Annotated in this window: 22 protein-coding genes; 10 read left to right on the top strand and 12 right to left on the bottom strand. The window is 34.3% G+C overall.

Features of this window, described 5'->3' with window-relative positions:
* Positions 1–202 precede the first annotated feature (202 nt).
* Positions 203–2,512 (top strand): S9 family peptidase, encoded by a 2,310-nt coding sequence (locus JNUCC51_RS18315; RefSeq protein WP_337989173.1) that lies wholly within the window; start codon positions 203–205, stop codon positions 2,510–2,512.
* A gap of 621 nt (positions 2,513–3,133) precedes the next feature.
* Here JNUCC51_RS18315 and JNUCC51_RS18310 read toward each other — a convergent pair.
* On the bottom strand, positions 3,134–4,153 hold the full coding sequence (locus JNUCC51_RS18310; protein ID WP_337989172.1) for a Gfo/Idh/MocA family protein: 1,020 nt from the start codon (positions 4,151–4,153) through the stop codon (positions 3,134–3,136).
* Positions 4,154–5,331: 1,178 nt separating this feature from the next.
* Between JNUCC51_RS18310 and JNUCC51_RS18305 the strand changes: the two genes are divergently transcribed.
* Both JNUCC51_RS18305 and JNUCC51_RS18300 read left to right on the top strand, forming a co-directional pair.
* Positions 5,332–6,663 (top strand): radical SAM/SPASM domain-containing protein, encoded by a 1,332-nt coding sequence (locus JNUCC51_RS18305; RefSeq protein ID WP_337989171.1) that lies wholly within the window; start codon positions 5,332–5,334, stop codon positions 6,661–6,663.
* Positions 6,656–7,213, top strand: a complete 558-nt coding sequence (locus tag JNUCC51_RS18300) for a flavoprotein (RefSeq protein WP_337989170.1) — start codon at positions 6,656–6,658, stop codon at positions 7,211–7,213. Before JNUCC51_RS18305 ends, JNUCC51_RS18300 begins: the two co-directional genes overlap by 8 nt.
* Positions 7,214–7,310: 97 nt before the next feature.
* Here JNUCC51_RS18300 and JNUCC51_RS18295 read toward each other — a convergent pair whose 3' ends face one another.
* Positions 7,311–7,844 (bottom strand): winged helix-turn-helix domain-containing protein, encoded by a 534-nt coding sequence (locus JNUCC51_RS18295; RefSeq protein ID WP_337989169.1) that lies wholly within the window; start codon positions 7,842–7,844, stop codon positions 7,311–7,313.
* A 122-nt stretch (positions 7,845–7,966) separates the two neighbouring features.
* Between JNUCC51_RS18295 and JNUCC51_RS18290 the strand changes: the two genes are divergently transcribed.
* Together JNUCC51_RS18290 and JNUCC51_RS18285 are read left to right on the top strand one after the other, a co-directional pair.
* Positions 7,967–9,238: an MFS transporter gene (locus JNUCC51_RS18290; protein ID WP_337989168.1), complete on the top strand. Its 1,272-nt coding sequence runs from the start codon at positions 7,967–7,969 to the stop codon at positions 9,236–9,238.
* Positions 9,239–9,467: 229 nt separating this feature from the next.
* The gene (locus JNUCC51_RS18285) at positions 9,468–9,722 is read left to right on the top strand and encodes an ArsR/SmtB family transcription factor (protein ID WP_337992259.1); all 255 of its coding nucleotides are present in this window, start codon (positions 9,468–9,470) and stop codon (positions 9,720–9,722) included.
* A gap of 371 nt (positions 9,723–10,093) precedes the next feature.
* On the opposite strand, the gene JNUCC51_RS18280 is transcribed toward JNUCC51_RS18285, so the two are convergent.
* From JNUCC51_RS18280 to JNUCC51_RS18265, 4 genes are all read right to left on the bottom strand, one after another.
* Positions 10,094–10,399: a hypothetical protein gene (locus tag JNUCC51_RS18280; protein ID WP_337989167.1), complete on the bottom strand. Its 306-nt coding sequence runs from the start codon at positions 10,397–10,399 to the stop codon at positions 10,094–10,096.
* Between the two features lie 118 nt (positions 10,400–10,517).
* Positions 10,518–10,829, bottom strand: coding sequence for an NUDIX domain-containing protein (locus JNUCC51_RS18275; protein WP_337989166.1), 312 nt, complete (start codon positions 10,827–10,829; stop codon positions 10,518–10,520).
* Between the two features lie 482 nt (positions 10,830–11,311).
* A complete protein-coding gene (locus JNUCC51_RS18270; RefSeq protein WP_248716720.1) occupies positions 11,312–11,512 on the bottom strand; it encodes a cold-shock protein in 201 nt (66 codons plus the stop codon).
* A gap of 401 nt (positions 11,513–11,913) precedes the next feature.
* The gene (locus tag JNUCC51_RS18265; RefSeq protein WP_337989165.1) at positions 11,914–12,837 is read right to left on the bottom strand and encodes a substrate-binding domain-containing protein; all 924 of its coding nucleotides are present in this window, start codon (positions 12,835–12,837) and stop codon (positions 11,914–11,916) included.
* A 579-nt stretch (positions 12,838–13,416) separates the two neighbouring features.
* On the opposite strand from JNUCC51_RS18265, the gene modA reads away from it, so the two are divergent.
* On the top strand, positions 13,417–14,202 hold the full coding sequence (modA, locus tag JNUCC51_RS18260; protein WP_337989164.1) for a molybdate ABC transporter substrate-binding protein: 786 nt from the start codon (positions 13,417–13,419) through the stop codon (positions 14,200–14,202).
* A 3-nt stretch (positions 14,203–14,205) separates the two neighbouring features.
* Positions 14,206–14,862, top strand: a complete 657-nt coding sequence (modB, locus tag JNUCC51_RS18255; RefSeq protein ID WP_337989163.1) for a molybdate ABC transporter permease subunit — start codon at positions 14,206–14,208, stop codon at positions 14,860–14,862.
* 123 nt (positions 14,863–14,985) lie between these two features.
* Here modB and moaD read toward each other — a convergent pair whose 3' ends face one another.
* From moaD to JNUCC51_RS18230, 5 genes are read right to left on the bottom strand one after another with little or no spacing between them, the layout of a single operon-like run.
* On the bottom strand, positions 14,986–15,219 hold the full coding sequence (gene moaD, locus JNUCC51_RS18250; protein ID WP_100542984.1) for a molybdopterin converting factor subunit 1: 234 nt from the start codon (positions 15,217–15,219) through the stop codon (positions 14,986–14,988).
* Positions 15,212–15,691, bottom strand: coding sequence for a molybdenum cofactor biosynthesis protein MoaE (locus JNUCC51_RS18245; RefSeq protein WP_337989162.1), 480 nt, complete (start codon positions 15,689–15,691; stop codon positions 15,212–15,214). Before JNUCC51_RS18245 ends, moaD begins: the two co-directional genes overlap by 8 nt.
* On the bottom strand, positions 15,688–16,212 hold the full coding sequence (mobB, locus tag JNUCC51_RS18240; protein ID WP_337989161.1) for a molybdopterin-guanine dinucleotide biosynthesis protein B: 525 nt from the start codon (positions 16,210–16,212) through the stop codon (positions 15,688–15,690). The genes JNUCC51_RS18245 and mobB overlap by 4 nt, the downstream gene beginning before the upstream one ends.
* Complete coding sequence (locus JNUCC51_RS18235; protein ID WP_337989160.1) at positions 16,173–17,465, bottom strand: molybdopterin molybdotransferase MoeA; 1,293 nt, start codon at positions 17,463–17,465, stop codon at positions 16,173–16,175. The genes mobB and JNUCC51_RS18235 overlap by 40 nt, the downstream gene beginning before the upstream one ends.
* Positions 17,466–17,479: 14 nt before the next feature.
* Positions 17,480–18,496, bottom strand: coding sequence for a thiazole biosynthesis adenylyltransferase ThiF (locus JNUCC51_RS18230; protein ID WP_337989159.1), 1,017 nt, complete (start codon positions 18,494–18,496; stop codon positions 17,480–17,482).
* Positions 18,497–18,616: 120 nt separating this feature from the next.
* On the opposite strand from JNUCC51_RS18230, the gene JNUCC51_RS18225 reads away from it, so the two are divergent.
* Genes JNUCC51_RS18225 through moaC form a run of 3 tightly spaced genes read left to right on the top strand, consistent with a single transcriptional unit; the run spans position 18,617 to position 20,173 of the window.
* The gene (locus JNUCC51_RS18225) at positions 18,617–19,111 is read left to right on the top strand and encodes a MogA/MoaB family molybdenum cofactor biosynthesis protein (protein WP_337989158.1); all 495 of its coding nucleotides are present in this window, start codon (positions 18,617–18,619) and stop codon (positions 19,109–19,111) included.
* A complete protein-coding gene (gene mobA / locus JNUCC51_RS18220) occupies positions 19,108–19,698 on the top strand; it encodes a molybdenum cofactor guanylyltransferase (RefSeq protein WP_337989157.1) in 591 nt (196 codons plus the stop codon). The genes JNUCC51_RS18225 and mobA overlap by 4 nt, the downstream gene beginning before the upstream one ends.
* Complete coding sequence (gene moaC / locus JNUCC51_RS18215) at positions 19,691–20,173, top strand: cyclic pyranopterin monophosphate synthase MoaC (protein WP_049667593.1); 483 nt, start codon at positions 19,691–19,693, stop codon at positions 20,171–20,173. The genes mobA and moaC overlap by 8 nt, the downstream gene beginning before the upstream one ends.
* 101 nt (positions 20,174–20,274) lie before the next feature.
* Here moaC and moaA read toward each other — a convergent pair whose 3' ends face one another.
* Positions 20,275–21,291 (bottom strand): GTP 3',8-cyclase MoaA, encoded by a 1,017-nt coding sequence (gene moaA, locus JNUCC51_RS18210; protein ID WP_337992258.1) that lies wholly within the window; start codon positions 21,289–21,291, stop codon positions 20,275–20,277.
* Position 21,292: the final 1 nt, after the last annotated feature.

Genomic DNA, 21,292 nt, shown 5'->3' with positions numbered 1-21,292 from the left:
GATCTCCTTATTAACGTTATTATTAATGTTATTAATGATAAATAATCGATAGGAAATTGTCAAATTGAGTTATCGTCTAACTAGTTCACATTAATTATATTTGTAATATTCAAGTTTTATTATTGACTAAATATTACATTTGTTTTATTGTTAATATCGTTAAAAACGTTTTTAATGATATTAACACAAAGAGGTGTTTCTAATGAAATTAACAATTGGTGATAAACATTACGAGCGTGCGGAGAGTTTACTGGTTTGGAATACGCTAAAAGATGTGCTTAACGGAAAAGTGATTCCGAATTGGTTCGGTAAATCAGAATGCTTTTGGTATCAAAGAGATATAAATACAGATAGCAAGCAATTTATAGTGGTTGATCCAATAAGGGGAAAAATAAAAGAAGCATTCAATCATGAAAAGCTGGCAAAGGCTCTCTCTCGTTCAACAGGGAAGCTTTATGCTCCTTATGACCTTCCATTTGATTCATTTAGCTTTATTGATAACGAACAATCAATTCAATTTAATATAGGGGAAACCTCCTGGGATTGTAATTTACATCAATATGAATGTAAAAGGATAAATACAAATAAGAAGGTTTTGATACATGAAAGTTGTTCACCTGATGGAGATTGGACTGTTTTTACTAAGGATAATAACTTGTATTTGCGTAGTTTAAAAACTGAAGAGATTAAATCACTTACGGTCGATGGAGAACCATATTACGATTATGGAAGTCAGCCCGAGGCAAGCACAAGTGCAGTTTTTGAACGTTTGTACCAACCACAGCTACCACCTGTAGCATTGTGGTCGCCAAATTCTAAAAAAATTGTGTCGCATAGATTGGATCAAAGAAAAGTTAGAACACTGCACCTGATGCAGTCTGTTTCACAAGATCAAGCATGTGAACCTAAGGCTCATGCATACCGATATCCTTTGGTTGGTGATGAAAATGTTCCGTTAATTGAATTTTTTATTTTTGATGTAGAAAAGGGATCTACAATAAAGGTTGATTTCAATCCTATAATTTCTGGAATGGTGTCACCTTTAACACAAGATTTACAAACTGCATTTTGGACAGATGATAGTAATAATTTCTATTTTTTGAATTTCTCTAGAGATTATCGAATGGTTCAACTTATTTTAGTAGATTCTGAAACAGGTAAAGCTAGAATGTTACTTGAAGAAAAAAGCGATAGTTTTATATTCATAGATTTATATAATCTAGGATCTGGAGGAGTAAACATAAGATGGATAAATAAAAGTAATGACTTTATTTGGCATTCTGAACGAGATGGTTGGTCACACATATACTTATATGATGGAAATACTGGACAATTAAAGAATCGTATAACGTCAGGACAATGGGGAGTTCGCCAAATTCTAAGTGTGGATGAAGAGAGTGAATGGATATATTTTACAGCCGGAGGGAGAGAATCTGAGCGGGATCCGTATCTTCAACATCTCTATAGAGTTCGATTTGATGGAACTGAACTCATGCTTTTAACCCCTGAAGATGCAGAACATGGTGTATTTATCTCTCCTAATTATAACTATTTTGTAGACACATACTCCCGTGTGGATTTACCACCTCAAACTGTATTACGTAAAACTGATGGAAGCTTAGTCTGTAATTTGGAAAAAGCAGACGTGGAAGGACTCTTAGAAAAGGGATACAGCATTCCTGAACGTTTTAAGGTTAAGGCCGCTGATGGAACTACTGATCTATATGGAATTTTGATTCGGCCAGCAAATTTTACTAAAAATAAAAAGTATCCAGTTCTAGATAGTTTTTATGGTGGTCCCCAACTCATTCACACTCCTAAAAAATTTACTTGGGGTGGTGAATTTATAGTAGGACCTTTAGATTTTACAGGTGGAGCACAAGCATTTGCTCAGCTTGGATTTGCAGTTATTATAATGGATGGAAGAGGCACTCCTTATCGATCAAAATCGTTTCATGATTATTCTAATGGAAGCTTAGAAAAAGCTGCCGGTTTGGAAGATCATGTAGCAGCACTTAAACAATTAACACAGCGGTTCCCCTTTTTAGATAAAAAAAGTGTCGGTATATACGGAGAATCTGGTGGTGGCTACGGAGCTGCTAGAGCCATCCTTTCATATCCTGAAACGTTTAAGGTAGCAGTTGCTGGCTGTGGCAATCACGATCAACGTTATTATTTAGCGTTTTGGGGAGAACGATTTCAAGGAATGTATGATCCTGAACTATATAAAGAACAAGATAATACGCTCCTAGTAAGTCGTCTGAATGGAAAATTACTTTTAGTAACAGGAGATATGGATGACAATGTGCATCCTTCATTGACAATCCGAATGGTACATGCATTAACAAAGGCAAATAAAGATTTTGATTTAATGATCCTTCCTAATCGGCATCATGGTATTGGTGCAGATGTTTATTATATTCGACGACGGTGGGACTATTTTGTTCAGCATTTAATAAAGGTTGAACCGCCAAAAGAATATACCATTAAGGATCCGATGTATCCAGGATAACAATTGTTGTAATTAATAGATTATTCCGAAAAATGGTTCTATAGTTTTCAAGCAGTCTTTTTCTTCTGTTTTTTTCGTGGATTATGATGCCACACTCAACTCATTTGAGGCTTACTTTGCTAAAATTGCGGCTAGATATGAAGAGTTTATCATGAACCACCTAGATGATTTAGAGGAAATATCTGAGTATCCGCTTAAATTCGGTGAGTTGCGGGCTAATTACAACGATCTCGTTAGGCACGTGGTTAATCACGTGTACATATCACCGTGGTAATATTACCGCGATGCTCCGGTAAATGGGTTATTCCGGTGTTTCCACAGATTATGGATTTTACCTTTTTGAACTAAAGCGGTGAGCATTCCTTTGAACTGCCCCGTAAAAGTTAGACAACAATCTAACTTTTACAGGGTGTTTTTTTGTAAAGGTCGTTTTCGATTTGTTGCCGACAGATCTCCTGAATTGTCTTCCCGTTTCCAATCGTCAAATGTAAATTAGGATGAAGTGATGCCCATCTAAGCTATTCGTTTTAACCCTTAACTTACCTGTCTTAAGCAAATCTGTGCCGTTAGTGAAAAAGCGATTGCTCAAATTAAACAATCGTACCAGTTGAAGAAGATTTTTTACACTTCAAATATTTTATCAATTACTACTTGGTTTTCGTGACCATCGAATATAGTCGGTAAATCCTTATCAATTCTGTTGTAAACAATATAATCATAGACTCTTTCTAAAAATGGGTAAAATGCTGGATAATAAGCATTTGCCTCGTCTGTTAGATGGACAGGACCTATTCTTTGTTCAACATTTATTACTTCTAGTTGTTCATTTGCTTTTCCAAACAACAAAGTTTTATCATTGTTTAAGCTTATTGTACCTTTACTCCCAAATATCTTTAAGTTAGAGCCGAATCCGTGATTAATCCCTGATAAGAGTTGAAGAGAAAAAGTAGTATTATATTTCATCTTTCCGTGAATAAAAAACGCATCATCTGCATCTCTATATTCTCCTGCTCCCTTAGGAACGTGAGTATATACTAAGCCGTTTACATTTTCTATTTCATCCGCTGTTAGCCATCTCAAACAATCTATCATATGTGCACCTAATGCACCTAGCATTCCTCCAAATTTTCGCTTTTCCCCCATCCAACCTCTTTTATTTGAAATAAGATGTTGGTATTGCGGGCTTGAAATATGGTATTCGAGATGAATTAGCTTCCCAATAGAATTGTTAACGATTAATTCTTTGATTTTTTGACGTATCGGAAAATACCGCCATTCAAAATCAATAATAACCTTTGAATTATTCTGTTTTGAAAGCTGCAATAACTCTTTAGATTCTTTACTATTCCTTGTAAAAGGTTTTTCGCATACAACATTTATTCCTCTTTGTAATGCGTATTTCACCATTTCAAAGTGATAGATTGGTATTGAACTCACAAATAATAACTCAAGTTCCTCTTTCTCTAACATATCCGTCCAATTTTGATAATGAGCAGGAGGATTTTCACCACTTAACAATTCTTCAGGTAATTGATGACGCTTCATAGTGCTAACTGCAGTAATTTTCATCATAGGATGTATTTTAATGATAGGGGCTTGAACTTTTAAACCAAAACCGCCTCCGATTATTCCAACTCTCATTTATAAACCTCCCTTATAATACTGCTGAAATCACTTCTCTTTTTCACTATAAAATTCCTCTAAGATTTTAAGAAGTTTATTGTAACCTACAATTCCTTGTTAAACTAAACTCCTTCGTTACTAATAAAAAACAAGGGCTGTCTTCACAGCTCAATACTCTTTAAAGCACCCGTTACTTTAAGTGGAAATCTTTACAATCTTCAATGAAAGTTGAATAAAGTTTCAAATCTTCAAAGCTTTTTAAATATAAACATAGATACCTATTTCCCTTAAAGGTGTTATTCCGCAATATGGCCCTTTCCATGAATAAAGAAGCTTTCCCTATTACGGAAAAGCGCCCGATTGTTGAAAATCGAATCCCCAATTTAATTTATTTTCCTGTAGATAATAATCAATTGTTTTCTAAGCCTTTAACTTTCTGATTTTAATATTTGAGCAATGGATAATTATTTTGGTCTGTGAAAATAAAAAGATTTCATGTTGTAATTTCTTTTTACTTAACAGAATAATCTCATCGTATCCCCACTGATCAAGTCTTTGTCTGTCACCAAAGACAATTTCATTTGGTTTATTACCATAAACATTTCTAGTAATACCATAATCTACGAAAAACTTACGAACATTCAACCATTGTATTTCGTATGTACCACCTAAGACAACAATAAAGCGTGTAACCATATAAATTGTTGTAGAATTTTTAATTTTCCACTTTCTTCATTTTTAGCGAAACTGCTTTGCTATCTATGCTGAAGATTATCTCTTCTTGCGCTTTTAGTTCTATTCTTTTTTTTAAAAATAAGATTATAGAACTATCAAATAACAGTATAAATGAACGATTTTAATATAAAATTAAATTTTTTTGTTTTTAAAGTTTTACATTTTACAAAAATTAAAATCGAAAATAATAGAATATTGCCAAAATTATAATTATGTGAAAATTGAATAATTTCAGAAATGCGTTTATTATAAAATAAATTTAACGCTAAATAAAACAAAACAAGAAAATTTTTTTAACGTTAAATTTATTTATGTATAAATAGGAGGCGGTATTTATGGCATCAACACGTCCAGTAGTAGTTAATGTATTTTGCTAATTAGCACAGAAAAAGAAGTCCTTAATTGGACTTCTTTTTTCAAGGAGGAAAATTACATGTTTAATCGAGATATAAATCAAAAAGGTGATACGCAATCTAAACAATTTAACACCATCACGTTTTAACGTAATAGTTAAAAATGTTGATAGTTTAAAGTTATACAACTCTTATACTGGGAAAATTGCTAAATTTGATAATGAAAATCAAAAAAAGGTTCTAAGTATACTTAAAAGTAAGAATATCGAAATTGAAAAAGAAGACTTAGATGGTGAGGTTATAGAGTTTCTTAACGAAAATGGTTACTTAGTTAATAAAAATACAGATGAATTTCGTCTTTCCACTGCATTAAAACATAAAAGTCTATCCTCTAATCGTACTTTAAGGTTAATAATTTTAATAAATGAAGATTGCAACTTTAGATGTACTTACTGTTATGAGGATTTTTTAAAGAAAGAAATAAAAACGGAGGTTCAAACAGGTTTAATTAATTTCTTGGAAGAAAATATAAACAACTATAACCATTTACACATATCTTGGTTCGGAGGCGAACCATTAAAATCATATGAAACCCTAAAAAAATTATCAAAATCTTTTTTAGATATATGTGAAAAGAATAATGTATTTTACAGTTCTGATATAACGACAAATGGCTACCTTTTAACTCCAGAAGTTTTCGACACACTTATTGATTTAAATGTTACTAGTTATCAAGTTACTCTTGACGGAACAGCTGAAACACATAATAAGTATAGGGTTGGTAGAAATGGCGAAACAACGTTCGATGAAATTTTCTCGAATTTGGAAAAGATAAGAGAAACTGAACACGAGTTTCATATGATACTACGTTCCAATATCAACCAGGAAGTTTCAACAGTAATGATGCAATATCTTGATTTAGTAGAGAAGAATTTTAAAGAGGATTCTAGATTCTACTTGCATTTTATTGCAGTTTTGAATTTAAAAGGAGCGCAAGATAGCAGTATTCATTTATGTGATTCTAAAGAGTTATTCCCGATTTATGAAGAAGCTAAAGAAAGAGGATTTAACTTCGACTTTTATAAAATGAATCTACAGCCGAATGGATCGGAATGCTACGCTGCCAATCCTAATTCATACGTAATTGGTTCGGACGGTATGATTTATAAATGTACTGTAGCATTTAACAATCCTTATAACCATGTAGGGTGGTTAAAAGAGGATGGAGAAATGGAGATATTTGAAGAACGTTTATCTCTTTGGCTTTCTGGAGGGGCAAATGAAGATTCAAATTGTACAAGTTGTTATTTCAGACCTTCCTGTCATGGTAATGCATGCCCATTGGAAAGAATAGAATCAGGAACTACACCATGCCCTCCGGTTAAGAAGAATATTAAAAAATATATTAATTTAGTAGGGGAGGATCTTGTATATGCATAAAAAAAAATTATTACTAGGTGTTTGTGGTGCCATAGGAGCTATAAATGTTCCTCAGTATTTACATGCTTTAAATCATCAATATGAAATTGACGTAATATTAACTCAAAATGCTCAAAGATTTATAACTGTACAAGCTATAAAACCATTCGTTAATAATGTTTTTACAGATGTACTAGATGAATCGGTTATTAAGACTCCACATGTGAATTTAGCAAAAGAAGCTGATGTTTTTTTAATTCTCCCAACAACAGCCAATTTTTTGTTTAAACTTGCAAATGGTGTAGCAGATGATTTATTAAGTCTTTGTGCTGTTAATTATGAAGATCCCATATTCCTTGCTCCAAACATGAATACACGTATGTGGAATAATCATGGTGTGCAAAATAATATTACTAAATTACAAAGTTATGGATATATCTTTTTAAATCGCACTAGCAATGGGGTAGAAGCTTCTAGTGGCAATGTTGTGAATTCTGAAGCAGCTTTGCCAGACCCGCATATTTTAATGAATCTACTCTCTCGAAATTCAGAAAAAGTAGGTGCCTATTAATTGAAAAAATTTTAATGGATGAGGTAATAAGACCCTTCATTCATTAAAATTTTTTTGTTGTAATTCCCTATAAAATTATTATTTAAAAGTTTTATCCTCACTCTTCCTTATAACTCATAAGTATATATTTATATAATTGTTCTTCTCCTAAATCTCCGTTTTCTTCTCCAAAAGTCGTTATAATATCTCTTATTTTGTTATTTAGTTTTCTCCACGCTTCTTTCGTGAGTCTTAAAGAAACCACGCTTATTTCTGAATCTTTTTCTAATTTTTCACTTTCTAAATCTATCTCTACCCTTCGTATCGCTTCATTTGTATATGCACACAGGTTACCTATGATTAAATCCTTATTTTGATTTGCTAATTGTCCGTCGAATGTAAATTCTCTTTCAAATACTTCACTTGTTATATAGTATTTTTGGGAAATATTCCCTACCATTTCTTCTTTGGCAACATTTAATAATCCTGCATCTTCTAGTTGTTTTATGTGATAGTACAATCGTGATGGGCTTTCCCCCAAACTATGTGCGATTTCCTTTACTGTCTTCGGTTGTTTATTCACAATATTCAGTATTGAAGATTTTTTTGGATTAAATAGTATTTTACCAATATTACTTTTATTTGAATTCATAAAGCCCCTCCATTTTTTAAACTTAATAAATAAAATATAACACAAAAAAAGTATTGATAAAAATAAAATTTATCGTTAAAATTATTTTAACGATAAATTTTATTTAACGGGAGGCGTGTTATTTGTTTAATCGTAATTTTTCTATCTTGTTATTCGGAAGAATACTCACCAATTTAGCAGATAGTCTTTACTTCATAGCTGGAATGTGGTTAGTTTATGAGCTTACAGAAAATCCTTTTTATACTGGTTTAGCTGGATTTTTGATTAGTATTCCGATTGCATTGCAATTTTTGTTAGGTCCATTTATAGATAAGTGGAATCTAAAAAAAATTCTTATTTTTACACAATTGTTGCAGGCTATCTTGTTACTAGTTATTCCGCTATTAGATTATTATAATAATTTGCATGTTGTAACACTTTTAATCCTAATGCCGATCATTTCTTTAATTCAACAATTTACTTACCCTACCCAAAATGTAATTCTTCCTAAAATTTTAGATGAGGAACATTTTGTTAAAGCAAATTCAATAATGATGTTTGCTTATCAAGGAATCGATATTTTATTTACTATTGCCAGTGGTATAGTAATATTAAAGTTTGGTGCTATTAATATGTTGATTTGTTCTTCAATTTTATTCTTTATTTCTACTTTTATTTATTTGATTATTAAGATACCTGAAGAAAAAGATAGCTATGAAGTGATGAGTTTTAAATTATTTTTAAATGAATATAAAATGGAACTATTTGAAGGTTATGTTTTTATTAAAAAATCATTTATCCCTAAATTTCTCATCGGCTCTTTGGTGGCAAATTTCCTTTTAGGGGCAGTCACTGCTAATTTACCTTCTTATGCAGCTTTTAAAGGAAGCGAAGCTTACTACGCATATTATTTAGCAGCTTTATCTACGGGACTACTATTAGGAACATTGATTTCATTTTATTTAAGTAAAATAGGATTAGGTAAACTAACAGTAGTGGGTTTCTTTATATCTGGCGCTTTAGGATTAATCGCAGCTTTTTCGTCAAATTTATATGTCTCAATTGTAACATTTGGATTAAGTCAAATAATGCCAGGAGCAACAGGTGTATTATTCTTGTCTGTTTTACAAAAGAATCTTCCCGAAAATTATTTGGGCAGGGTATTTAGTTTTATTAATAGTTTTACAATGTTAGCCGCTCCTTTAGGGGCGTTATTTGGTGGGATATTTATATCTATAGTAGGTACTGAGTACTTATTGCATTTAGTAATGGTATCTATGTTCTTCGTAAGTATGTATTGGTTAGTATCTCCATTATTAAGAAACCTTCCAGGGATAGATCATTTTGAAGCAGAAAGATACGGACTAAATATTAATGAGGATACTAAGGTTGAATATAGTGGTTCAACTAGTTGAATTTAGAGGCAAAATCGGATTTAATTTTGCCCACAATCTTATGTAAAGTGACAATAAAGCTATTTAATTATAAAAACTCAAACGAGCATAACCCCGTTCTAAGTAAGGACGGGGTTAATAGTATAACTGTTAAATTTTTGATTTAAGATAATTCGCTACACTAAAAAATTTAGTCGATTGAAAATCTAGTCTTCTTCACCAATCGCGCCCGATTGTTGTATAGCCCCTTATTCAGATAATACACTCTGAAAAATCTCGAAAAAAATATGATAGTCAATTAGCAAGAGAGTTTAGTATTAGCAGACCTTTACTTTATTTACATTTACAAAAGTTGGAGGAGGCAAATATTGTTTCAAGTGATATGGAACTATTAGAAAGTGTTAAAGCTGCGAAATACTATACGCTTAATCCTTTTAATGTACTACTGAATGAACTGTTAATATCTGATTTAATTTCTACATTAACAGTAAAAAACAAACAATGAGAAGAGGTATAAAAATGACAAATTTAACGACGATTTAAATTCAAAGCCTTATTTTTCAATTTACAATACAATTAGTACTATTGTTATAGTTGCATTAATTGCTTGGTTTATGATTTCAAAAGTCCTCAAAAAAGTTGAAAAACAACATCTTGAAAGACTAGCATTTGAAAAAGAAAATGCTAAACAAGTATCCGAATTAAATGTGAGATTAAGTGTAATAGAAAAGATGTTGAAAGAAGTAGATTAGTTAGTTGAAGAAGAACTAAAGGCCTCTACTCTTGATTAAAATACAATAATTTATCTAATGCCATATCTGATTCTTTAAAACCATATTTGGTTAACATCATTTGTTCTATAGCTTTTTCAGGGTTCTATTGATAAATCTTTATAATTACTTCACAATGTGCCAAAGCTAAGTGATCTGTAAGCATTAGTGCAAATTCACGCAGTATTTCTTTATGTTCATCTTTAACAGCTTCATCAGAGAAATATGTAGCAGAGACATAGTTTGCACGCTGGTCATCTTCTTCATAAATTAAATCTGGAATTTCAAAATCATCAAATGTGGCAGGTCGAAATTCATCTAAAATGGCTAAAGCATAATTCTGGTTGCCAATTCGAACATCCCACACTTCAAAGTCCCTTAATCTAATTTTACGTTTAAAATAATCAATCAAACTAAAGCGTCCCCTTTCAATTTATTTTACTGCTGGTAATCAATCAAAATTACATCTTCTTATTCAACTATTCTTCATCGTTAGTTGAATAACAACATTCTTTTCGAAAACTGCCTTATTAAAAGACAAATCTAAAATAATCAAGCGTTGGTACTATATTTCTAGAATCATACATATTTGCAAGCTCAAATTTGGTTACCCATTTAATATCGCTCACTTCATCTTCTTGTAGCACTGTTTCCGTAATTTCAAAGCTTTGGTCAAAAAGCCATACATCGTAAAAATCATTGTACGCGTCTCTACGGTCACTCTTTATCATTTTTCCATTAAACTTAAGTAATTTAATTCCGATCTCTTCTTTTACTTCTCTTATAGCACCATCAAGACTACTTTCCCCTGCTAAAATAGAGCCACCCGGACATTCCCACAAATTAGGATAAGTTTTATCCGGATGTCTTTTCGTTAAGAGAATTTCACCCTTATAATTCTATACATGTACAACTACATGATAATCACCATCTGCTAACTTTTCTCCACGCACGTGGCGCTTATTTGTTTTATTTTTATTCTTATCGTAAACATCCCAAATTTCCATAACGCCCTCCTACATTCAATTTTAAAATCATAATAAACATACTAACTCGAAGCTTATAAGAAGTATATAGTTGTCTCCTTCATTACCAGTTTACAACTAAAACCACTAATAAAAACTGCAGCTACAATTGTTAATGTCTAAAATTGGAGCTGCAGTTCAGTTATGTAAAACAAAATTAGGCATAATAATGTCCGCATACATATATCTTTATTAAATTTGTTGCGTCAATCCATTTTTCCATTACAACGCTTCTTTTTTCGCATAAAAAAGAGGCATCCTAATGAAAGGATGCCTCTTTTATGGTTACATCATTAAAATTAAAGTTTTACGATGTTTGTAGCTTGAGGTCCGCGTTGGCCTTCTTCTACTGAGAATTCAACTTTTTGACCTTCTTCAAGTGTTTTGAAACCTTCGCCTTGGATAGCTGAGAAGTGAGCGAAAACGTCATTTCCGCCTTCTACTTCGATGAATCCAAAACCTTTTTCTGAGTTAAACCATTTTACTGTACCTTGTGCCATTTTGCATGACCTCCATTAATTGTATTTAAGTAAAATCATTTTCTTCAAAAGAAAAAAATTCACATATTACAAAAAGCATCAAACAAAACACGATTACTCTTTGTAATATGTGAATTTATTGTTCTCTTGAAAACGATTTTATTATACTCACTATATAAGAAAAAATCATATTTGTCTAGTGTAAAAGCAAATTTCCTAAAATTTATTCTCTCACTTACCCACTTTGTTACAAAAAAAAGTCTTTTTCAGTTAAAAAACTATTATTTAATAAAGTTAAATGGAAGGTGTTACCGCTCTTAGACTGAGTTCCTCTATTTCAGTAGATGTTTGGATAATCGCTGAACACCTATAGAGTTGAAGACTTCTGCCCTGTCGCTACAAAAAATAATTGCTGAAAGAAGTTAAAGTGTTTCATAAATAATTTGTCCCATTTGAGTGACGTCATAATCTCCTAGTGCGACTACTTCTGATTGGAAATCTGGTGAATTTAAAATCTCTTTTACTGATTCAACCAGCAGTTGATTTTCAGGTGTTTTTAATAGGACAATATCATAACGTTCTGTAATAAGTGGTATAAAGTCGACCTCTACGAGTTTTGATATTTTTTCAATGCCTATTCCAATGTCTGCATTCCCATTTGCGATAGCTGAAGCTACATCTATATGGCTCATTTCTTCTTCGTTATATCCTTCAATTGAGGACGGAGAGATATGATGAATGCGTAATTGTTCATCTAAGAAAGTACGAGCACCTGAACCTTTTTCACGGTTCATCAATTTTAGTGATTTAGTCTTAAAATCTTCAATTGATTGAATTTGCAATGGATTTCCTTTCTGAACATAAAAGCCTGCTCGGCGTGAAATCAGATTGAGAAGAATATAAGAGTGACTTACAAAAATCTTTTTCAAATAAGGAGTATTATATTCCCCTGTATCACCATCGTACAAATGTAAACTAGCAATATCACATTCCCCATTATATAGTGCCATGACACCATTAAAGCTTCCTTCATGTGAGCGCAATACTTTATTTGATTGTTTTTTCTCTATATATTTTCCTAATAAGTCTAAGGCTAAATCTTGTCCGCTAATAATAATTTTTTTATTTTTTGTGGAAGGAGTAGTCGAGGCAGTAGATGCAGCAGGAGTTGCTCCTGTCTTGCTTTTTTGTATATATAACTGTAAATCGTTTCTATCCACACGCATTTGTCGACCTACACGAAAAACAGGTAAATCTCCCTTTTTCACTAAATCGTAGATCGTCAATTTTGAAACCTTTAATAATTGAGCCACCTCTTCTATCGTATAGGAATGTTCCTGTGACATGTAAAAAATCTCCCCTTCTGCTTCTATTGATACTATAGTAACTTAATTATAATATTTTTGGACCATCACCAAAACGTGTGGTTGATTTCCGTTCCGACTGGGCGCTTTCCTGCTGTCGCTTCGCTTTCGCACAGATAAAAAATTTGCCGCTGACGCTTCGCTGTCGCGCAGAGCAGAGCTTCCTGGTGGCGTCCGATGAGCCGCTTGGGCCAACAGATGTTTTTTGCGCGAAAGCGTAGTGCTAACGAAGCGTCAGCAAAAGGGTTTCATTCTGTGCGAAAGCGTAGTGCAACGTAGCGACAGCAACAGCAGGAAGTTGGTCACGAAGGCGTTATCACAGGATGTGATGGTTTTAGCCTTCGTTCCTCTATTGCTAATCCCAAAGGAGTCGCCCAGCCTCCACTCCAATCAACTTATTTACATAGTATACGTTTAACAAAACTCCTCTACAACTTTTGGTGTGAACCATATTTTTTACATCTTGAACGTTTCTAGCGATTAGGTATTTCTTTTTTGGACATAACTAATTATAATTAGTTATGTCTTGTTATAACGAGTTATAAAAGGAGTATAATCAAAGTGAAAAAGTATTATAGTTTAATAGCTTCATTGTTACTACTGATCGGCATATTAACAGGTTGTGGTAGTCAAGAGAGTAACAACAAAACAAACGAACCTGTTGAATTAACGATTTCCGCAGCCGCTAGTTTACAAGATTCATTAGAAGAACTTCAAAAAAACTATGAAAATGAACACGATAATATTAAAATCACATTTAATTTTGGTGGCTCTGGTGCTTTACAGCAACAAATTTTAGAAGGTGCTCCTGTTGATCTTTTCTTTTCAGCAGCAGAGGATAAGTTTGATGAGCTAGTTCAAAAAGATTTAATCGACAAAAAACAAGGAACGGATCTTTTAGCTAACGAATTAGTGTTAATCGTTCCTAAGAAAAATGAAAAACATATTCAATCATTTGAAGACTTAACGAAAGTTGATAAGATTGCCGTTGGTACACCTGAAACGGTTCCTGCTGGCAAGTACGGTATAGAAACATTGAAAAACATGAGCCTTTTGGAAAATGTAGAATCAAAAGTAGTCTATACAAAAGACGTACGACAAGTTCTTACTTATACAGAATCTGAAAATGTTGATGCAGGTTTGGTTTATAAAACAGATGCCCTTGTATCAGAAAAAGTCAATGTCGTTGCTACAGCCAAAGAAGATACACATACGCCCATTATTTATCCTGTAGGTGTTATCAAAGATAGTAAGCATGCGAAAGAAGCGGAAGATTTTTATCACTATTTACAAAGTGATCAAGCGATGAAAGTATTTAAAAAATATGGCTTTCAAGGAACTCATTAATAGATGAGTACTGATTTCTGGTCACCTCTTAAGCTTTCTATTGAGATAGCGCTTGTGTCAGGAATAATTGTGATAGTAGCAGGTATTCTATTTGGTAAATGGATGGCAAAACGCAATTTCAAAGGAAAATTATTTCTAGAAACAGTGTTACTTTTACCATTAGTATTACCTCCTACTGTAGTAGGATTTCTTCTAATTATTATCTTTGGCAAAAACAGTGTGCTAGGTAACTTGATTACATGGCTTTTTAATCAACCCGTTATGTTCACATGGTGGGCGGCAGTCATTGCCTCTACAGTTGTTGCATTTCCATTAATGTATCAATCAGCAAAAACTGGCTTTGAATCTGTTGATGTGGACATCGAGAACGCTGCACGTGTTGATGGTGCTAACAAATGGCAAGTCTTTTTCTTTATTTCTATCCCTCTTGCATTAAAATCAATTGTCTCAGGTGGAATTTTAAGTTTTACACGCGCTTTAGGTGAATTTGGTGCAACCCTGATGTTTGCTGGAAACCTTCCAGGCAAAACGCAAACTACACCACTTGCTATTTACATGGCGATTGGTTCAGGTAACATGTCACTCGCTTGGTCATGGGTGATTTGTATGATAGGTATTTCCTTCCTTATGCTTCTGAGCGTTCATCTCTTGAAGGCATAAATGAACCAGTGGGAGTTTCTAATCCTACTGATTATTTGTCATCATCAATAGGGCTTTACAGAATAAATAAAGTAAAAGATGTAGTCGGTTCAAACTAAACTGTACCAACTACATCTTTTCTTTTTACCCTCCACTAATAGGTGGAATAAAGGCGATTGTATCTCCTTTTTTTACAACCGTTGCATCTGTTGCAAATTCCTCATTTACAGCAGTCATGACATGTTGTAAATTAACTTGTGAATATTGCGTTTCCATCCATTCTTTAATTTGGCCCACTGTAAGATCTGACAGGTCTACACATAATTTTGACTCACCGATTATTTCTTGTAAGTGAGCAAATAGTAATATGTTAATCACAAGATTCCTCCTCACTGATTGATGGATTTCCTTTTGGATAAGGGACATTTTCTAATTGATCACCAATCCATTCAGTCCCGTCTTCCCAATACTCTTTTTTCCAAATAGGTACAATTTGTTTAATACGATCAATAGCATATTCATTGGCTTTATAGGCTATTTTACGATGCGGTGACGAAACCGCAATTACTACGGCAATATCCGAAATTTCTAAATGACCCACACGATGTGTAATGGCTACTTTTGCTTCTGGCCATCGCTCTTGTATTTCGTTAGATATTTGTTCAAACATTTTAATAGCCATAGATGGATAAGCTTGATATTCCAAATGTAGTGTTTTCTTGCCTTTCGTCATTTCACGTACTGTTCCGATGAAAACAGTGATTGCACCAGCATTTCGATCTGTTACTTTTTGTCTAACCTCTTCAACATCAATTGGTTTATCAATGATTTCAAACAACGATGTAGTCATGATTTATTCCTCATTTCCTGCATTAGAAATTCTATATATTGTGCTTTTTCTTGAATTGAAAAAGTGGGATAATCTAACGGTTTATTTAGTGGATATGTTGGCCAATAAAGAACACAGACGATATTGGTTACTTTTTGTAGCAAAGATTGATCTTCTGCCTGTCGCAAAAGAACAACCTTTGGATAGTCTTCATTTTTATAACCTTCAATGAAAATGATATCCATATTAAATGTTTCATAAATAACTAATATATCAGCAAGCTGCCAGTTACTTTGGTGAATGCTCATGCGCAAAGTACCTTCTCCCTCAACTGCTGTCACACTTGCGCCAGCTTTCTCATGACGAACACTATCTTTTGAACTTTCTATCATAGGAATACCACCATGTCCATGATGCTTGATTGATCCTACACGAAAACCTTCTGTAGTGGCTTGTGTAATGAGTTGTTCCATTAACGTTGTCTTTCCACTATTTTGATAGCCTACGATTTGTAAGATTTTTCGATGTTGCCCCATGGCCACTCACTTCCTTGCAAATCTTCTAACAATAAGACAACTACTTGCATTCCTTTTTCGTATCCTCGTGATCCTCCAGGTAATACAATAAAAGAATTGGCTTCTGCTAAGGAGGAAACGGCACTAGATTTATCGAACCCAGAAGGAACTGCAACTAATTGACCGTTTTCGTAAGAAGTATTCGCACGCACAAAACGGGTAAATGGATTCGGTTTTTTAAAGTCCGCATTTAAAACAGCCTGCTCTCTCCGTAGATGTGGTTGCTTATTACCAAATGCCGTTCGAATAATAGGTCGTGTAAATAATTCAAAACCAACATAACAAGCTGATGGATTACCGGAAAGTCCAAATAATAATTGACCATTTCGAGCCGCAACAGTAGTTACACTACCTGGTCGCATTGCTACTTTATTAAAAAGTACTTGTGCGTCAATGGCTTCATAAATAGCTGGTAAGTAATCGTAATCACCTACTGATACTCCTCCTGTTGTAATCAAGATGTCTACTTCCTGAAGTGCTTTTTCAACAGCTTGAATACATAAATTCAGATCATCGCTAAACTTACCAAAATATTTAACCGTTGCCCCAGCGCGTTCAATTTGAGCCATTATCATATATGCATTGCTATTACGAATTTTTCCTGGTTGTAAAGAATCACTCGGTTCTAGTAATTCACTTCCTGTTGCTATAACGCCAACGATTGATTTACGAAAAACAGGTACTTGATCATAACCAAAAGTAGCAAGTAATGCAACAACACCTGGATTGATGTATTGTCCTTTTTCAATAAGGATTGCGCCTTTTTGAACGTCCTCTCCCTTATAGGAAATATTTGTTCCCGCTTCAAAAGAACGTTTAATCGACATATACCGTTGATTATCTTCTTCAAATGTATGCGTTAATTCTAGCATGACGACAGCATCACATCCGTTTGGGATAGGAGCTCCTGTCATAATGCGCACCGCTTCTCGAACACCGATTTCTCCCTCAAAAACATAGCCCGCACCAATTTCCCCCACTACTTTAAAGGTTACTGGATTTTCTGAAGATGCCTCTTGACTATCGACCGAGCGAAAAGCATAACCATCATAAGGTGAACGATCAAAAGCTGGTACATCTTGGTCTGCAGCAACATCTTCTGCTAAAAAACGCCCATGTGCTTGCTGTAGTGAAACGACCTCTATTTTTTCTTGGAATGCAAACTCCATTACACGTTGAACAGCTTCCCCAACAGCAATTGGTTTTCTTTTTTCTAACATTTTAGAACACTCCTTTATCCGAATAAACGATAATAAATGGTTTTAGCTTTTTGTATATCTTGTACACCGTGAATGACAACTCGTCCATCTTGGAAAATTACTAGTCGATAATCTTCAGCTTGGCAAGATAGTAAATAAGAATTTTGTTGAATATCACCATAGGGACTAAGTTGAGCAGCTAGTTGATCAAAATTATAGTAAATCGGTTTTGCTGGACGTATTTGAATAGCATCCCGACCACATAATACATTTAACTTTGTTTGATTTTCATATGATAAATACGGATAGGTCGGATTTTTGCCACACGATGGGCAATTATCATTGCGAATTTTTTCTACGTTTATTTCATAGTGTTGATTTTGCCAAACATCAAAAGTTAAATAACTTTTTCGTAATGCTTTTTCATCGGCTACTAAATACTTTAATACCTCAGCTACTTGATAAGCTGCTACGATTTGAACAGTCGGACTTATAATTCCTACTGTATCGCATGTCATCCCTGTATTAGGCATCGCTGCTAGCAAACAATGTAAACAAGGTGTTTTACCTGGCACAATCGTATAAGTAGCGCCATAACTTCCAACACAAGAACCATAAACCCAAGGAATTTGATATTTTTGTGCAAGATCGTTCATCATAAAGCGAATATCAAAGTTATCCGTTGCATCCAACATAATATCTACATCTGCAAGTAGTGGGATTATTTGCTCTGTACACGCATCAAGAATGTATTCCTTAATTTCTACCTCTGAGTTAATGCTTTGTAGTCGTTTTTTTGCAGCAATTACTTTAGGTACTTTTTCTTGCGCATCTTGTTCGGTATATAGTTGTTGTCTTTGTAAATTACTCCACTCTACATAATCACGATCAATAATCGTCAATTTTCCGACGCCTGCCCTTACAAGAGCCTCTGTGCTAGCACTGCCCAAAGCACCTACTCCTATCATCAGGACATGCTTTTGTTTTAGTAGTAGCTGCCCGTTTTCTCCGATTGGGCTGAATAATTGTTGTCTAGAATATCTATTATGCATAAACGCTTTTGCCTTTCTTTCTATGAATTTTAGTTTGACCTTTTAATTTATAGCTTTATAATAAAAGCAATGTTTTTCAGCAAAAACAAATATCTACTCTATAAAAGGAGGTCTTTTACCTTGCATCCTACACATAGTCAACTTCCTATACGAGCTGCCATTTTAACTGTGAGCGACACACGCACGAAGGCGGATGATCGTGGTGGTCAGCGTATTCAATCATTACTTCAAGAAGCGTCATTTGAATTAGTAGACTATCAAATGTCAAGAGATGAACCGCTTGAAATCTCTAACCACGTACAAAAATGGTGTGATGATCCAGCCATTAATACCATTATCGTAACAGGAGGAACAGGATTTACACCGAGAGACCAAACTTATGACACGATTCTCCCTCTTTTCGAAAAAGAAATGATGGGCTTTGGTGAATTATTTCGAACACTAAGCTATGAAGAAATCGGACCAAGAGCCATGTTTAGTCGTGCAACAGCGGGTAGTCGCAATAAAACGGCTATCTATGTGCTACCAGGTTCCACTAATGCCGTGACACTCGCCATGACAAAACTGATTCTTCCTACTGTGCAACATTTTGTCGGTGAGTTGAATCGCATATGAAAATGGCTGGTGTTGTCCTAGCTGGCGGTCAATCTTCACGGTATGGTCAGCCGAAAATGTTTGAATTATTTGCTGGTCTACCTTTATATAAGCACAGTCTCATAGCCTTACAAAAAAATCAATTACAGCCTTTAATTATTGCTACAAATGCTAGCTTGCAATCAAAGTTTGTAGAAGAAAATGTCCAATGGATCATTGAAAAACAGCCTCATCAAGGACCTCTGTTTGCCTTGCATAACATAATGACAAATTTCCCGGAAGTAGAGTGGTTTTTCGTAATAGCAAGTGACATGCCTTTTATTAATGCAGATTTTGTGCAAACTATGCTAACATTTATCGATGATCGTTATGATGCGATTGTTCCTAAACAAGTTTCAAGATTACAACCGCTCGCTGCTTTATATCGACGCAGCGCTTTACCTAAAACACAGCAATTAGTCCTACAAAATAAGCGAAGTATGAAAGTCTTGTTAGAACAACTTCAAGTATGTTATGTACCATTTGAAGAAGACAACTCCACATTTATCAATATCAATTCCCAACAAGATTGGCCACAAACATTTGAAAGGAAGTCTAATAATGAGTAATTTTACACACTGGAATGAAGAAGGTCGTCCCAAAATGGTCGACATTTCAGATAAAACAATCACAAACCGTACAGCGATTGCTCGTAGTACAATCACGTTATCCGATGAAGTCTATCAAGCTATCCAACAGGGAGGCATAAAAAAAGGCGACCCTACGCAAGTGGCACAAATTGCTGGGATTATAGGTGCTAAAAAAACTGCTGATATTATCCCAATGTGCCATCCGATTATGTTACAAGGAACAGATCTTCAGTTTGAATATACAAAAGCAGAAGTTGGTTACGAACTACACATTCAAGCTACAGTAAAATGTAGTGGCAAAACAGGTGTCGAAATGGAAGCACTAACTGCTGTATCCATTGCTGCACTAACTTTTTATGATATGTGTAAAGCCGTAGACAAATCTATGGTGATTAAAGAAACATACCTCGTTCAAAAAACGGGCGGAAAAAGTGGTGACTTTGTGCATAAATAAACAGAAAAAATCCGGCATTATTGTGCCGTTTTTTTTCTGCTCTTTAACTCTAAGTCACCAATACTAACAAGCCAGCACCAACTAATATCATTCTATTTCGTCTACCCACCGATATGTGACATTTCGATTTTTGAGTTTTTCCTTTTTTCCATCGTTTGTTCATTTCGTTCATCGGAATAGCGATCTGTTCTATTTTCCCAAACATTCGAAATGTGTTGGGTGATAGTTTCATCATCTTCCCCAGACCTTAACAAATCTCGTAGATTCGTTCCCTCTGTTGCAAATAAACACGTATATAATGTTCCTTCTGCCGAAATACGGGCACGCGAACAAGTGGAGCAGAAAGAATCTGTTACAGATGATATCACGCCAATTTCGCCTCGAGCATCCTCATATTGATAACGTGTAGCCACTTCCCCTTTATAATTAGGATCAACAGGATGCAAAGGAGAAAAGTGGTGGACCTGGTCAATGATTTCATTCTTCGACACAACTTCATCCAGCTGCCAACCATTCGAATTACCGACATCCATATATTCAATAAAGCGAAGAATATGCTGTTTCTCTTTAAAATATTCTGCCATCGAAACGATATCTTGCTCATTTTTCCCTTTTTGAACGACCATATTGATTTTCACTTGTAAACCCGCTTCTGCCGCTTTTTCTATACCTTCTAATACCGTTTTCACTTTTCCTCGATGGCCATTCATCTCGAAAAATCGTTCCTCATTTAGAGAATCTAGACTAACAGCTACTCGTGATAAACCTGCTCTCGCTAATTCATTGGCATATTTTTTCAACAAAGTGCCATTAGTCGTTAAAGCAATATCTTCGACTCCATCTATGCGATGTATACGTTCAATTAATGTCGGTAGATCACGACGTAGTAAAGGCTCACCACCAGTAATACGTACTTTTTTCACCCCTAATGAAACGAAAATCTTTACTAATCGTTCGATTTCTTCAAAGCTCAATATTTTATCGGACGGTAAAAAAGCATAATCTGGACCAAATACTTCTGCAGGCATGCAATATTGACAACGAAAATTACAACGGTCTGTTACTGATATCCTTAAATCTCTTAATGGTCTGTGTAGTTGGTCTTGTAGATTAGTAATT

It is taken from the genome of Lysinibacillus sp. JNUCC 51, from assembly GCF_015999525.1.
GTDB lineage: Bacteria > Bacillota > Bacilli > Bacillales_A > Planococcaceae > Lysinibacillus > Lysinibacillus xylanilyticus.
This window is presented reverse-complemented; position numbering and strand designations above follow the sequence as displayed.